This is a genomic window from Mucilaginibacter ginsenosidivorax (assembly GCF_007971525.1).
GTDB lineage: Bacteria > Bacteroidota > Bacteroidia > Sphingobacteriales > Sphingobacteriaceae > Mucilaginibacter > Mucilaginibacter ginsenosidivorax.
Map to the genome: position 1 here is coordinate 3,515,268 of NZ_CP042437.1, position 14,060 is coordinate 3,529,327.

Annotated in this window: 12 protein-coding genes; 7 read left to right on the plus strand and 5 right to left on the minus strand. The window is 43.2% G+C overall.

Annotated elements, in window-relative coordinates; genetic code table 11:
- Window positions 1-103: 103 nt before the first annotated feature.
- Entirely contained in the window at window positions 104-1,507 is a 1,404-nt protein-coding gene (locus tag FSB76_RS14700) for a tetratricopeptide repeat protein (RefSeq protein WP_090638257.1), read from the minus strand.
- Between the two features lie 232 nt (window positions 1,508-1,739).
- Here FSB76_RS14700 and amaB point away from each other — a divergent pair, with 232 nt between their 5' ends.
- Window positions 1,740-3,281, plus strand: a complete 1,542-nt coding sequence (amaB, locus tag FSB76_RS14705; protein WP_147060986.1) for an L-piperidine-6-carboxylate dehydrogenase — start codon at window positions 1,740-1,742, stop codon at window positions 3,279-3,281.
- A 25-nt stretch (window positions 3,282-3,306) separates the two neighbouring features.
- Window positions 3,307-4,953, plus strand: coding sequence for a S8 family serine peptidase (locus FSB76_RS14710; protein WP_147054553.1), 1,647 nt, complete (start codon window positions 3,307-3,309; stop codon window positions 4,951-4,953).
- 436 nt (window positions 4,954-5,389) lie between these two features.
- Here the strand turns inward: FSB76_RS14710 and FSB76_RS32710 are convergent, their stop codons facing one another.
- Entirely contained in the window at window positions 5,390-5,521 is a 132-nt protein-coding gene (locus FSB76_RS32710) for a hypothetical protein (RefSeq protein WP_262713510.1), read from the minus strand.
- 312 nt (window positions 5,522-5,833) lie between these two features.
- Here FSB76_RS32710 and FSB76_RS14715 point away from each other — a divergent pair, with 312 nt between their 5' ends.
- A complete protein-coding gene (locus FSB76_RS14715) occupies window positions 5,834-6,241 on the plus strand; it encodes an SPW repeat domain-containing protein (protein ID WP_147054555.1) in 408 nt (135 codons plus the stop codon).
- Window positions 6,242-6,298: 57 nt separating this feature from the next.
- On the opposite strand, the gene FSB76_RS14720 is transcribed toward FSB76_RS14715, so the two are convergent.
- The 3 genes from FSB76_RS14720 to FSB76_RS14730 all read right to left on the minus strand — a co-directional run bounded on the left by FSB76_RS14720 (window position 6,299) and on the right by FSB76_RS14730 (window position 9,299).
- Window positions 6,299-6,988 carry a PAS domain-containing protein gene (locus FSB76_RS14720; RefSeq protein WP_147054556.1) on the minus strand — a complete coding sequence of 230 codons (690 nt, stop codon included), beginning with the start codon at window positions 6,986-6,988 and terminating at the stop codon, window positions 6,299-6,301.
- A gap of 96 nt (window positions 6,989-7,084) precedes the next feature.
- Window positions 7,085-8,374: a BamA/TamA family outer membrane protein gene (locus tag FSB76_RS14725; RefSeq protein WP_147054558.1), complete on the minus strand. Its 1,290-nt coding sequence runs from the start codon at window positions 8,372-8,374 to the stop codon at window positions 7,085-7,087.
- Between the two features lie 247 nt (window positions 8,375-8,621).
- Entirely contained in the window at window positions 8,622-9,299 is a 678-nt protein-coding gene (locus FSB76_RS14730) for a hypothetical protein (RefSeq protein WP_147054560.1), read from the minus strand.
- A gap of 561 nt (window positions 9,300-9,860) precedes the next feature.
- Here FSB76_RS14730 and FSB76_RS14735 point away from each other — a divergent pair.
- The 4 genes from FSB76_RS14735 (at window position 9,861) to FSB76_RS14750 (ending at window position 14,046) form a co-directional block, all read left to right on the plus strand.
- On the plus strand, window positions 9,861-10,895 hold the full coding sequence (locus FSB76_RS14735; RefSeq protein ID WP_147054562.1) for an SAM-dependent methyltransferase: 1,035 nt from the start codon (window positions 9,861-9,863) through the stop codon (window positions 10,893-10,895).
- Window positions 10,892-12,025: an alpha/beta hydrolase gene (locus tag FSB76_RS14740; RefSeq protein ID WP_147054564.1), complete on the plus strand. Its 1,134-nt coding sequence runs from the start codon at window positions 10,892-10,894 to the stop codon at window positions 12,023-12,025. Before FSB76_RS14735 ends, FSB76_RS14740 begins: the two co-directional genes overlap by 4 nt.
- A 1-nt stretch (window position 12,026) precedes the next feature.
- Window positions 12,027-13,319, plus strand: coding sequence for an NAD(P)/FAD-dependent oxidoreductase (locus FSB76_RS14745; protein ID WP_147054566.1), 1,293 nt, complete (start codon window positions 12,027-12,029; stop codon window positions 13,317-13,319).
- Window positions 13,320-13,389: 70 nt separating this feature from the next.
- The gene (locus tag FSB76_RS14750; protein ID WP_147054568.1) at window positions 13,390-14,046 is read left to right on the plus strand and encodes a hypothetical protein; all 657 of its coding nucleotides are present in this window, start codon (window positions 13,390-13,392) and stop codon (window positions 14,044-14,046) included.
- Window positions 14,047-14,060: the final 14 nt, after the last annotated feature.

Here is a 14,060-nt window from a genome sequence, read left to right on the forward strand (position 1 = left end):
AAGCCATAATGAAGAAGGGGATAACGATTTGCCAATCAAATCATTATCCCCTTTTCTTTTTTTTTCATTTGCACATCTGAAATCTGCATATCTGCACATCGATCTACTTTGTATACCTGTTAATAATATCCACAATCACTTTGTTTTTTTGTAATTGGGGCAGGTAATCAAATAAAATATAGTGCTTTTCCGGATCGCTGGTGAGGGCCATTTCCAGGTGGTTTAGTGCTTCATTGTATTCGCCTTTGGCAAACAGGTAGGCAACCATCCGGTAATAAAGCTCGGCAGCTTCGGGGTTGTTTTTTATGGCTTGTGATATGATTTCTATAGCGCCTACCAAGCGTTGCTGCTCATACAATATAGATGAGTAATCCAGCCAGGCATCAATATCCAGCGGGTTTAGTTCAACCACTTTTTCGTAAGCTTGTTCGGCTTCGGTCATGTGGCCCAGTTTATATTCGGCATCGGCAATGGCAAACCAGTAGTCGGCATTGGCAATATCCAAATCAAGGGCTTTTTTGTAAAAATGCAGCGCCTCAAAATAGCGCTCCTCAAAATCAAGCGTAACCCCGATACCAAACCAGGCATCGGCCAGTTTAGGATCCATTTTCACCGATTTTTTATAGAATGCACGGGCGTCATCCATCTGCTCCAGTTTCTCGTAGCACTCGCCTATAGCGCAATAAGTATCGGCATTGGGTTGCTCATACTCAAAGGTGTGGCGATATACTTCAATAGCTTCGGCATATTTTTCCAGGTTAACCAGGGCATTACCCTTGTTAAAGTAGGCCGATGCAAAACTATCTTTAATCAGGATGGCATAGTCATAAGCATCAATAGCTTTTTCAAACAAACTCAGTTTGGTATAGGCATTGCCCAGGTTGTACCAGGCGGCATAGCTATATGGTTCGTTATCGATATATTGCTGATAAAACTGTACGCTTTCCTGCTGGTTATCCATTACATCGTAGCAAAATGCCAGTTCGTAAAGGGCGTCCTGGTTTTCCATATTTTGCTTAAGGCATAGCTTAAGATAGCTTATGGCGGTATCATAATCGCCCATGTTTTGGTAAACGTAGGCTATATGCAGCAGTATTTCGTCGGTTTCTTCGGCCAGGCCAAGGGCTTTTTCATAATTTTCCAGGGCCTCGCTAAAACGCTCCATACTCTCGTACAGGTTGCCGCGAATGATATAAATATCGGCATCCGAGGCCTCAAGCATGGCTGCTTTTTCAAGCGCGGCAAATGCTTCGGGCACTTTATTGCCTACCACCAGTAACTGGGCCTGTTTAATTAAAAATACCGCTGCAAATGGATGCTGATTGCGCGCATACTCTGCTACCTGTAGCGCCCTGGCCGGATCATTCTTTTCGATGTAATAGTCGATAATGTTCTCAAACGCCTGGGCATCAAAAAAGTACTGGTCTTGATTTCGAATCATTTCCTCGTACCGTTCTACCGAAAATTTGGGATCTTCAGTAAAACCAAATTCAAATTCTTCTTCCATTCAATTTTGTTTGCAGAACATCCGCTTTAGGTTAACAATTGTAATTGTCTTGTAAAGACTTATTGAAGTCAAAATACAAATAACTAAGCAACCAATTTGCAAATAAGTTTTCAACATTCAAACATTGTTAACAACCGTTAATTACAAAGCATTGATAATTAACAGTAATCATTAAAACCCGCAATTCAAAAAATTGCTTCAAAGATTTCTACCTTTGGCAAAAGTAACAATTATGGGCCTTGATATAACAGACATTCTAAAACGTTTACATATAAACGATGTAAATGATGCTTTTAGTACAGGCAGCAACTGGGGCAGCAGCGCTGGTGCAGCAATAAAAAATATTACATCGCCGGTTGACGGCCAAAAAATAGCGTCGGTTAAATTTGCTACCGAAGCCGATTATAATCAGGTAGTTGAGCAGGCAGCCACTGCGTTTAAAACCTGGCGTACAACGCCGGCTCCCAAGCGCGGCGAGGTAGTACGCCAGATAGGCGAGGCCCTGCGTGCCAATAAACAGGACTTGGGTACCCTGGTATCATACGAGATGGGCAAAAGCCTGCAGGAAGGGCTGGGCGAAGTGCAGGAAATGATTGACATTGCCGATTTTGCCGTTGGCCTGAGCCGCCAGCTATACGGGCTAACCATGCACAGCGAAAGGCCGGAGCACCGCATGTATGAGCAATACCACCCGCTGGGTATTGTTGGTATTATATCGGCTTTTAATTTTCCGGTGGCCGTTTGGAGCTGGAACTCGCTGCTGGCCATGGTTTGCGGCGATGTAAGTATATGGAAACCATCCGAAAAAACACCTTTAACCGCTATTGCGTGCCAGCACATAGCGCAGGAGGTTTTAAAAAGGAACGACATAGCCGATGGCGTTTTGAATTTAATTAACGGCGACCGTAACATTGGCGAACTGATGGCCAATGATACCCGGATACCGCTGGTATCGGCCACCGGATCAACCCGTATGGGTAAAGCAGTTGGCGCGGCAGTTGGCGCGCGGCTTGGCAAAAGCCTGCTGGAGCTTGGTGGTAACAACTCCATCATTATTACCGAAAATGCCGACCTGGATATGTCGTTAATCGGCGCCGTATTTGGCGCGGTGGGCACTGCCGGACAGCGCTGTACCAGCACACGCAGGCTCATTATTCACGAAAGTGTTTACGATGCCTTTAAACAAAAGCTGGTAAGCGCTTATGGCCAGATACGTATTGGCAACCCGCTGGATGAGCACAACCACATGGGGCCGCTTATTGATACCGACGCTGTTGCGCTTTACCTTGATTCGATTGAGAAATGTAAAGCCGAAGGCGGAAACTTTGTGGTAGAAGGCGGCAAGCTGGAAGGCGATGCTTATGCATCGGGCTGTTATGTAAAGCCTTGTATTGCCGAGGTAGAAAACCACTATAAAATTGTACAACACGAAACCTTTGCCCCAATACTATACCTGATTAAATATTCAACCATCGAAGAGGCTGTTGAATTGCAAAATGGGGTGCCACAGGGCCTGTCATCGGCCATTATGACCAATAATTTACGCGAGGCAGAACAATTTTTATCCTACGCTGGTTCTGATTGTGGAATTGCCAACGTAAACATTGGTACATCGGGTGCCGAGATAGGCGGCGCCTTTGGCGGCGAAAAAGAAACCGGCGGCGGCCGCGAATCGGGATCTGATGCATGGAAAGTTTACATGAGGAGGCAAACCAATACTATTAATTATTCAAAAACGTTGCCATTAGCTCAGGGGATCAAATTCGATCTCTAATTTTTTTATTTTCTAATACTTGTACATGTTCAATTTTCGTCCACTTATTTTAAGCGCTTTTTTATTTTCGTCACTAACAATAACCATATCGGTATCGGCTCAGGAGGCCGTGAAAAAGTCCGAGCCCGAACCGCCAAAGTTCTGGCACCTGATGGATCTTAAAACCGAGGGCTACTTTGGTATAAGCTTAAAACAGGCTTATCTTTTTGTAAAGGGCAAGCAGAGTAAAACAGTGGTGGTGGCCACGCTGGATAGTGGTATTGACACCTTGCAAAAAGACCTGAAAAGTATTTTATGGGTAAATAAAAAGGAAATTCCGGGTAACGGTATTGATGACGACCATAATGGTTACGTGGATGATATACATGGCTGGAATTTTTTGGGTGGCGCCGGCGGTAAAGCCGATTTTAACGAGACTACCGAGGAGGTGCGCGAGTATAATAAGCTGAAAGGCAAGTACGCAAATGCTACCGATAGCACCGCTACCAACAAGAAAGAATTTGCTTATTGGCAGCGCGTTAAAACTGTTTATGATACAACCCTGAACAAGGCAACTACCGAAACCACGCAGCTACAGCCTATCATGAACGCGCTGATGGCAACCAGCGGATATATTAAACAAGCACTTAAAATAGGGGCAAACGGCACTTTTAGGGAAACGGATTTGGTGAACATGAAAACCGCCAACGACACCTTAAGCCAGAGTAAATATGTTTGGACAACCATATTTTCACAGGAAGGCGGCAATAAAACCAATGCCGAAATTATTAAGGATTTGAGCGAATATCTGGCCAAACTGAACAATGACCTTGCGCCCGACCTGGAAGCCCGCAAAAGAATTGTTGGCGACAATGTAGATAGTATGGATCATAAGCCTTACGGTAATAACCTGTTGAAATTTGCCGATGCATCGCACGGTACAGGCGTGGCCGGGCTTATTGGCGCTGTACGCAATAACGGTTACGGAATTAATGGTGTGGCCGATAATGTGCGTATTATGGCCGTTAAAACGGTACCCAATGGCGATGAGTACGATAAAGATGTGGCCAACGCCATCCGCTACGCGGTTGATAACGGGGCCAAAATCATTAACATGAGCTTTGGCAAAAAACTATCGCCACATAAGCAATGGGTTGATGACGCGTTTAAGTACGCCGCCTCAAAAGATGTGCTGCTGGTGCTGGCCGCCGGAAATGATAACGACGATATGGATAAGAACCCCGATTATCCGAATGATTTATTTGCCGATGGTTCATCAACAGATGCAGATAACCTGATTAACGTAGGCGCTTCATCTGCCAAATTGGGCGATCACCTGGCCGGCGACTTTAGCAACTACGGCAAAAAAATGGTTGATGTTTTTGCCCCAGGTGTAAAGGTTACCACTGTTGATACTGATGCGGAGTTTAACACCGAGGATGGTACCAGTTTTTCGGCACCTATAACATCGGGTATTGCGGCTCTTTTGTTGGAATACTACCCAACATTAAGCGCCAAACAGCTAAAACAGGTGATCCTGGCATCGGCAACGCCATTAACCGGCACCATGGTTTACAAACCCGGCAGCAAAACCGAAAAGGTTGATTTTACCACCCTAAGCAAAACCGGCGGCATTGTAAACGCCTATAAAGCATTACAGATTGCATCAACCTTGCAGGGCGAGAGGAAATAAAAAGTTGGCTCCGGGGATTGAACCAACAGATACGGAAACGAGAAATAAACCATGTCATTGCGAGTAACCACCGGCCAGGCTGAAAAAAATAGTAATGACGTGCAACGGATTTGGTAAAAAATGGTTCAAACCACCGTCATTGCGAGGCACGAAGCAATCCCGAACTATGTAGGACTTAGCATGTCGGGGATTGCTTCGTGCCTCAATGACGGATATTTTATGGTGGCAATCAGTAACTTACAAATGCCTCATTATAAGGAACAAAGCAATCGCAAACTATGCAAATTCCCTATGCATCCGACGGGAGTGCCACGCTACCGCTCGCAATGACATAATATAATGGTCGTGCTAATGGTTGCGGATAAATTGTTCCGAGACCCTCCACACTTTTTATTTTCGGAGATAAATCGTCCGAAAATCTTTGCCCGCTAAAAAACTACTTTTTCTTATCGGCATTAATGGGTTTTACCACATTGGCTTTGCCCGATTGATAATCAGACGGTGCTTTTTTACCGCCCTCGGCGGCAGGTTTCTTTTTTTCTTTTACGGCTTGTCTGTCCTTGCTCATGATGATTTCTGTTTTATAGATGTTAATAATAGGCCAGCAAATTTGGCAGCCTTGTTTAATTTGTATTAAAAATGGTATTTAGCCGGGAGTTTCTTTTGCCCCGCCATTAAAGGAAGAAAAGGAATTGCTTTATTTTTTAAAACGCTTATCTTTGAATCGAATTACTAAAGCAATTAATTAAAGGTAATGTTTTAAGTAATATAAAACGTTACAGCTTATTTTAAATATCAAAAAACTGTATAAATGTTTAACTTTGAAACGGTTTTTAACATACGTACATTAATATAATTACAACACACAATAGCTACAACAATGAAAAGCTTCATTCCTACAACTACTTATGCAGTTTTAAATTATGTAATTGCCCTTTTACTAATTTCGACACTGTGGACATTTGATACCTTGCACATTGGTGGCGCGGCGTTATTTTTACCGTTAATTATAGGATGGCTGCAACTGATCATGGCTATTTTTGCTAATAACAAACTGGGCTTTTTAAAAGTATTCCCGATGAGCATGCATAATGTAAACGATGTAATTATGGGTTCGTTTTTAATGTGCTCACCATGGGTATACGATTTTCATTCAAAAATCTGGATTCCGCAGGTACTTTTTGGTGGCGCGTTATTTATAATGGGCATCTTCACCCAGGGCTCGCCGCTGATTAATAAAGAGCATACCTTACAACAAGGCGGTATTACTTCAACCGATTCATTGTAATTTGGGACTGCTTAGATCATGACATAATAAAAAAGGAGCGCAATTTGCGCTCCTTTTTTATTCAGGAACTTTTTGTTCCTGCGCTTGTTCCCTTTCGCGCAGGTTACGCATAATCTTGGTATATCCGCGATGCCGGTGCTGATCATCATGTAGCGGGAATACCAGCCCGCTGCCCCAAAAACGGGTGCCATCTTTACGCATATGGTAGCGTTCGTCAATAGCGCGGCCTTCTTTCAAGGCAGTTTTTAACTCCTGTTCCGGTACGCCTGCTGCAACGTCCTCCGGGGTAAAAAACACATCGGCGCATTTGCCTAAAATCTCAGGCTCTTTATAGCCCAACACCTTTTCGGCGCCAGTATTCCAGCTGTTGATATCGCCATTGGTGTCAGTAGTAATTACCGCGTAATCTTCCAAGCTTTCCAATACCTGCCTGAAAAAATCTTCGCTCATCCTGAAATAACGGTCGTCAAATAATTCGTCCTGGGTAATGGTGTTATCAATAGTTTGATATTCAATAAAAATATTGCTGCTATCTACACCGCAGGCCAGTTGCATCGGTTCGCGGGTAATTTTATAAAAGGTTTCGTAGCCATCGGGCAGGTTGTTTAGTGCTGGTTTTTGCTTTACAGGCATCATGGTAATGGTAACAGCTTCGTCGGTAAGCTGGCTGTTAATATTTACTAAAAGATAGCTGTATCCTTTTTCTATCAGGTTGCCAAGCAGCTCAGGGGTAAATGGAACGCGCATTTTTGTTAAGGTTAAAACTGTTCGCTTTTCCCTCGCAAAAATGAAACCATTTGTGCTTTATAGGTAACAGGATGATTTTATGTGTAAATAAAGTATCTAAAATACTTCGTTAAGCCCTAAAAAAAAGCCATTGGAGCCATAACTGCCGCGGGCGTAATCAAAACACATGTTTGATCGGGTGTATTTATTAAACAGCAACCTTAGCCCAAAACCGGCACCGGGCTCCCAGTACCTGAATAATTTGATATCACGCTGGTTATTGGCCGATTCGATATTTACAAAAGTAACGCCACTTAGCAATTTGTTTTTAGTGAGTGGAAAACGGTATTCAGCCTCGTTATAAACAAAGGATGGCCCTTTAAACCGTCCTATTATAAACGCCCGGCCAATACGTCCGTAAGCATCACTTGCTGTGCCTGGCAGCTCAAGGTAAGGTAACGATCCGCTCAGGAGGTAGTTGGCCCAGTGCCAAAAAGCAAAAACGTTTTCTGGGTCGGTATCGCTCAGGCTCCAATACTTCCTGAATTCGGCTTTCAGCTGCACGGCATTATGGTTGCTGCCCAGCCAGCCCTGGTTGGTTCGCAAAATTATATCGGCATAAATACCCTTAAACGCACGGTTGGGCTGATCGCGGCTGTTATACTGAAAATTTAACAGGATGCCGTTGGCATTGTATTTAAACGGATAATAACCTTTGCGTATACTATAACGGTAGTTGTGCGTTTCTTCAACCGGGATGTTTTTTCGGTTATCATCAATGTTATCATAAAAATTAAAACTAAGACCAGCCCCTATGTAAATGTGGTCGGTTATTTTGCGGTAAATGCGCTCGTTGATTTTTAAATAGGTGTACCTGATCGGAAACTCGTCGGGGTTATCATCAAAATGCCTGTCGCCCATATGAAAGGGGCCGTCGCCAACGCTGCGCCTGCCGGTACCCAGCCCATTATCTTTGGCTATGGTTTTGCCTACCTGTAGAGTGCCCTGCAGGTTCCAGGTATTTTTTGAAGTAAAGGCATTGTGTTTAAATTCAAGTGTGGAGAGGCCGTTTGTAGATATATAAGCCCCCGCGTTCATTACCGATAATATGGTATTACGCCTATCGCCAAAATACTTACCCGCAGCAGATGTTGCGCCTATGGCAAAACCAACGCTTGGGTTGTAAGCGGCTGATGGCAATACCGCCCAAAAAAAGTTTTTTTCATGCCGGCTGGTATCGGCTGTAGCCGGCTTCCTGCTGCTGAAAATTGAATTTAAAAGGCCATTGGCATCACTTTGGGTTTTTAGCGAATCCTCTAAACTAACCCTGTTTTGCGCGTGAATGGCGGTTGTGGTTAGGATAAGAAAAAATAGCGCAAGGGCAAATTTGCAAATAAGTGAAATCAATTTAGGGCATTAATTAGTAAAGGCTAATATAAACTTATCATTTTGAAAGTGCGCATGTTAAGCGGGATTTTGTTTGATTTTCTAAAGATTGACAGGCGTTTTAAAAGAGACTCCAATGCTAAAAAAAAGAGAGCGGCTTTGCTTTATGGCGGGCCGCCCTCTTTTGTTAAGTTTAACATTAAGAAATGATTTTCATAGGTAAATGGAAATCTGCAACCGTGCCCGATAACAGGACACAGCAGTTTAGCTATTTTATTTTGTAGCTAAAAATCTCTGATTTTAAAATCACCTTGCCGCCTGTATTTGCATAAACAGCAACCACTCCAATTCCTTTTGCTACATAAAACTCCTGGGTAAACTGCGTGGTGTATACGCCGTTAATTTTAACCTGCAGCTCCACATTACTATGAATTAAGTTTGTGTAGTTTTTCCCGAGAATAACGCGCGAGATACCTTTTTCGGCAATGGTAGTCTTTAGGCGGGCGTCAACCTGGTTTTCAGCGTCGCTTAAATCAAGAGCGGTTGTCCAGCTTGTACCGGCCTCAACATTATCGTTCAGATAAGGAAGGTCAAACTGCTTGTCGGTTTCATCGTCAAGCTGGATGGTGCTGTACACATGATTTTCAAAATTGAGATAGGTTTTGGTGGTGCCATCGTTATCAACCGAGCTTAATACATGATAGTTTTTTGTCCCTATCTTTTTAATCTCGGCAGTCATCGTGTTCTCGGTGGTGTCCAGTGTTTCGGTATTATCCCCGGGTATTGGCGATACGGCGGTGGTGCGGTATTTCCAGGTAGAGCCGGCACTTACCGGTTGATAGGTATCGTTACCGGTGTTACCGCCGGGAGTGTTGCTGTTGTCTTTTTTGCAGGCACCAAAAAATAAAATTAGCAGGGTGGTTAAGGTTAAAAGTGTCCTTTTCATTTTCGTAAATTAATTCGTGACCGTTTTCCGATCGTTTTTATGGTAAATATTTATTTATTAAACCGGCATCCGGGGCGCCTCCGTTTGCCGCGTTTTGAAGCCAATGACGTGTAAAATATCTGTTACGTTACAATGGTGTATAAATATTTTTTGTGTAATAAAACTTAGCAATGCAATTTTATTGTTATGAAAAGGTCTTTAATGCTTTGTAAGTAATTGATTAATAGTATTTTAAAACAGTCGTGTTTAAGCGGGTTGTTTAATTGGGGAAAAATAAATTTTGATCGGTTTTTTCTGAAATAAGGAGTATTTAGCCGGTTTGCTTTAGGATAGCCACAGTGCTGAATACCTGAACCAAGAATAGCCAGCGTTGGGTGCGGACAAAAACGGGCTAATATTTAGTAAAATATCGATGCCAAAATCATATAAAAAGCCGGGCTTTTATTCTTCCGGAATAAAAATAGCTGGGCCGAAATCCAAGTTATAACGTACAACGTATACCTCTGAAAATCAACTCAACAAAAACGTATAACTTAACGCGTTAAACGTACAACCTAAAATATGTGGTACGATAAATTAATTGAACAAAATAAAGTCCCGGACCTGCTTTTAAGGCAGGGGATCCGTAAGTTATTAAAGCAACGCCTTGCCGATGAAAATAAAGGCGATGTTGAGGCTCAGCAGGAACATTTAATGGCATTAATTGCCCAGTTAAAGGCATCGCCTATTGCGGTTAATACTGCCGATGCCAATGAACAGCATTATGAAGTACCAACCCAATTTTACCAGTACTGCCTGGGCAAAAATTTAAAATACTCAAGCGGCTACTGGAAACCCGGCGTTACCGATATTGATACATCCGAAGATGACATGCTGGAAATTACCTGCCAACGGGCAGCATTAGCCAATGGCATGAATATTTTGGAACTGGGTTGTGGCTGGGGTTCGTTATCCTTGTACATGGCAGCTAACTTTCCGCAGAGTAACTTTACGGTAGTATCAAATTCGCGCACGCAAAAAAAATATATTGATGAACAGGCCGCCAAGCGTAGAATAAGCAACCTTATTGTGCTTACCGCCGATATGAACACTTTTACGATAGCCGACAAATTCGACCGCGTGGTATCGGTAGAGATGTTTGAGCACATGCGTAACTACCAGTTGCTGATGGCCAAAGTAGCGTCGTTTTTAAAGCCAGATGGAAAGCTGTTCATTCATATATTTACGCACAAGGAATACGCTTACCTGTTTGAGGTAATTGACGAAACCGACTGGATGAGCAAATACTTTTTTACCGGAGGCATTATGCCCAGCGACGACCTGATGTTTTATTTTAACGACCACCTGCTGGTTGAAAAACACTGGCACGTAAGCGGCAGCCATTACGGCAAAACATCCGAAGCATGGCTAAGCAATATGGATAAACACAAAGCCGAAATTATGCCATTGTTTGAGCAAACCTATGGGAAGGACCAGGCCATAAAATGGTGGGTGTACTGGCGTATATTTTACATGGCTTGTGCCGAGCTGTGGAACTATAATAACGGAAACGAATGGATTGTAAGTCACTATTTATTTCATAAAAAAGCAGCATGATCCGTTTTGTAATCTGCATTATACTATTGCTGATATCCTTACTCACTATTTTTAAAGCGTTTGAATACACCATGTGGATGGTATCCATCATCGCCACGGAGTTTTGCTGGGTGTTTATCCTGTTTAGTTTGGCCGCGCTTTTGTCGGGCTTTTTTTCTGCAAAATACCAGCTGGCCGGAACGATTACGGGTGTTTTGGCACTTATTTTATTTACCACACCAATAATCAGAGCCTATAATGTAGCCGCAAATCTTAAGCAGAATTTTACCGCTGCGTTTGGCCCGGGCAGCACTATTGTTGACGGTGCCAATACACAATCGCCCTATAGTTTTTTTAATATGTTCAGAGGAAGCAAGGAGGTTGCCTATAAAACTTACATCTACAACAAGTACCCGGATTTAAACCTTACTATGGATTATTTCCCCTCACAAAAAGTGGGTAACAGGCCCTGCGTAGTTGTTGTACACGGTGGTTCATGGAATAAGGGCGATAATAAACAACTACCCGAATTAAACAGCTATTTGGCAACCATAGGTTATAACGTAGCGGCCATAACTTATCGCCTGGCGCCCAAATACCAAACGCCTGCGCCGGTAGAGGATGTGCATGCCGCTTTTGCCTACCTGCGTGCACATGCTGCGGAGTTACATATCGATACCAATAATTTTATTTTGCTGGGCCGGTCGGCCGGGGCGCAGATAGCTTTGTTGGCTGCTTACACCTTGCACGATCAGGGATTAAAAGCCGTAATTGATTATTATGGGCCGGCAGATATGGTTTGGGGATATTCCATCCCATCAAGCCGGTTGATCATGGACTCGCGTAAAGTGATGCGCGATTACATAGGGGGCGCTTATCAGCAGGTGCCGCAAAAGTTTGCGGCTTGCTCGCCACTGGAGTTTGTGGGTAAGCAAGCCTTGCCTACACTGATCATCCACGGCGAAAACGATGTATTGGTATCGCCCGAGCACAGCCGGAGGTTAACCCTGAAGCTGGAACAAAACGGCATCAAACATTTTTACTTAAAACTGCCCTGGGCTACGCACGGCTTCGATTTTAATTTAAACGGGCCTGGCGGGCAGCTGGCTACTTATACGGTTGAACGTTTTTTAAATACGGTAACAAAATAACATGTTAAAAACGGCTATTATAGGCACCGGTATTGCCGGTATGGGCTGCGGCCATTTCCTGCACCCCAACAGCGACCTTACTTTTTACGAGCAAAACGACTATGTTGGCGGCCATACCAATACTGTAACGGTAGACGAAGAGGGTAAGCCCGTGTATGTAGATACCGGCTTTATGGTTTTTAACTACCATACTTACCCCAACTTGTGCCGACTGTTTGCCGAGATTGGCGCACCGGTTAAAAAAACCGATATGTCGTTCAGTGTGCAGCACGTGCCTACCGGGTTGGAGTATTCGGGTTCGAGTGTAAACCACCTATTTGCACAGCGCAAAAACATCTTTAATATTAAATACATTAAAATGCTGATGCAGATTGGCAGGTTTAATAAAGATAGCGTTAAAATTGTTGACGACCCAAAGTATGCCAATTATTCGATAGGCCGGTATGTAAAAGAGTTTGGTTTTGGCGAAGAAATGCTGTGGAAATATTTGGTGCCCATGAGCTCGGCTGTATGGTCTACCCCGATGGAGCAGATGCTGGATTTTCCAGCTGTAACGCTTATCCGTTTTTTTCAGAATCATGGCTTTTTAGGGCTGGATACCCAGCACCAGTGGTATACGTTAGAGAACGGGAGTCAATCGTACCGGGAAATCCTGATCAGGCCGTTTAAAGACCGTATTCATATAAACCGCAAAGCTACCCAGGTTGTGCGTACCCCCAACGGTAAAGTAACAGTGCATGCAGCCGACGGCTCGCAGGAAACATTCGACAGGGTGATTATAGCAACCCATGGCGATGAGGCCCTTGCCTTGTTGGATACGCCTACACCGCGCGAGCACAGCCTGCTATCATGCTTTAAATACCAGTACAATAAAGCCACCCTGCATACCGACGAAAGCATTATGCCCAAAACCAAACTGGCATGGGCAAGCTGGAACTACCGCATCCAAAACCAGGACGGCAAGCTAAACCCCAGTACCATTTACTGGATGAACATGCTGCAGGGCGTATCAGATAAAAAGAACTATTTTGTATCCATCAACCCGCACGATAACATAGACCCTAAAAAGATCATCCGCGAGATTGATTACCATCACCCTTTGTTTGACGTGCCTGCCATAAACGCCCAGCAGCAGTTGTATAAGCTAAACCTTGATGGGCCGGTTTATTTTTGCGGCAGCTATTTTAAATACGGCTTCCACGAGGATGCCTTTGCCAGTGCGGTTAAACTTTGCTCGCAGTTGCTGGGCAGGCCGGTGTATGATGAAAGTGTGGTGATACAGCCGGCGGTATAAATTTCATTTTCAATAAACTTTATGAGGTTTTGAATAGCTATTTTAGGAACCGCTTAATGCCTTATCAATAATGAAGTCGATATTTTACATTATTACCATTTCTACATTATTATCGGGATGTAGCGACTCGACGCATAAGGCTGTTAAAACTAAATCTGTTCCTGTAGATACTACAAATTCATTTAAGATAGGCAATCTGTGGGTCACTCCTAAAAAAGAGTTTAAGTTTAATTCGTTACGGGAAGCCGGAAGCGATACAATTCACCTTGTTGTTTGTGCAGATTACGTTTACTGGCCTTTTGGAAAAATAAAAGATCAATTAAAATTTAGTTCGAGTCTTCTGAATAACTTTAAGGTTGTTAATAAAACTTATAAAATGCCTGGCGGCCCAGCTGTTTTTCAGGTATTAAAACATGCATCAAGTAAACTGATTTTCTTTTTTGACAATTCTGATGGAGAAACCCACACAGATATTTTCAAAGGAGAGATATACGATGCGGATGTCAGTTTTTCTAATAACATAAAAATAGGAATTGATTTTGAAGGGTTTTATAGAGTGTTTTTTGACTACTTCCCTGGCGAATTAAAGAATCACTACAAGGTCATACAGTTTAGCTCATGTGTTGATGGAATAACACACACATATACTTTCAAGAACGGTAAATTAAATTCGGTCGTATTTACTACATATGGCTACCGGGACAGTTTTTCGAAAGTTGATTATTAGGTGGACCGTCCATC

What these genes read in the sequence shown, in the direction of transcription:
- FSB76_RS14700 (WP_090638257.1), bottom strand. Translation starts at nt 1,507, where the DNA reads ATGGAAGAAGAATTTGAATTTGGTTTTACTGAAGATCCCAAATTTTCG.
- amaB (WP_147060986.1), top strand. Translation starts at nt 1,740, where the DNA reads ATGGGCCTTGATATAACAGACATTCTAAAACGTTTACATATAAACGAT.
- FSB76_RS14710 (WP_147054553.1), top strand. Translation starts at nt 3,307, where the DNA reads ATGTTCAATTTTCGTCCACTTATTTTAAGCGCTTTTTTATTTTCGTCA.
- FSB76_RS32710 (WP_262713510.1), bottom strand. Translation starts at nt 5,521, where the DNA reads ATGAGCAAGGACAGACAAGCCGTAAAAGAAAAAAAGAAACCTGCCGCC.
- FSB76_RS14715 (WP_147054555.1), top strand. Translation starts at nt 5,834, where the DNA reads ATGAAAAGCTTCATTCCTACAACTACTTATGCAGTTTTAAATTATGTA.
- FSB76_RS14720 (WP_147054556.1), bottom strand. Translation starts at nt 6,988, where the DNA reads ATGCGCGTTCCATTTACCCCTGAGCTGCTTGGCAACCTGATAGAAAAA.
- FSB76_RS14730 (WP_147054560.1), bottom strand. Translation starts at nt 9,299, where the DNA reads ATGAAAAGGACACTTTTAACCTTAACCACCCTGCTAATTTTATTTTTT.
- FSB76_RS14735 (WP_147054562.1), top strand. Translation starts at nt 9,861, where the DNA reads ATGTGGTACGATAAATTAATTGAACAAAATAAAGTCCCGGACCTGCTT.
- FSB76_RS14740 (WP_147054564.1), top strand. Translation starts at nt 10,892, where the DNA reads ATGATCCGTTTTGTAATCTGCATTATACTATTGCTGATATCCTTACTC.
- FSB76_RS14745 (WP_147054566.1), top strand. Translation starts at nt 12,027, where the DNA reads ATGTTAAAAACGGCTATTATAGGCACCGGTATTGCCGGTATGGGCTGC.
- FSB76_RS14750 (WP_147054568.1), top strand. Translation starts at nt 13,390, where the DNA reads ATGAAGTCGATATTTTACATTATTACCATTTCTACATTATTATCGGGA.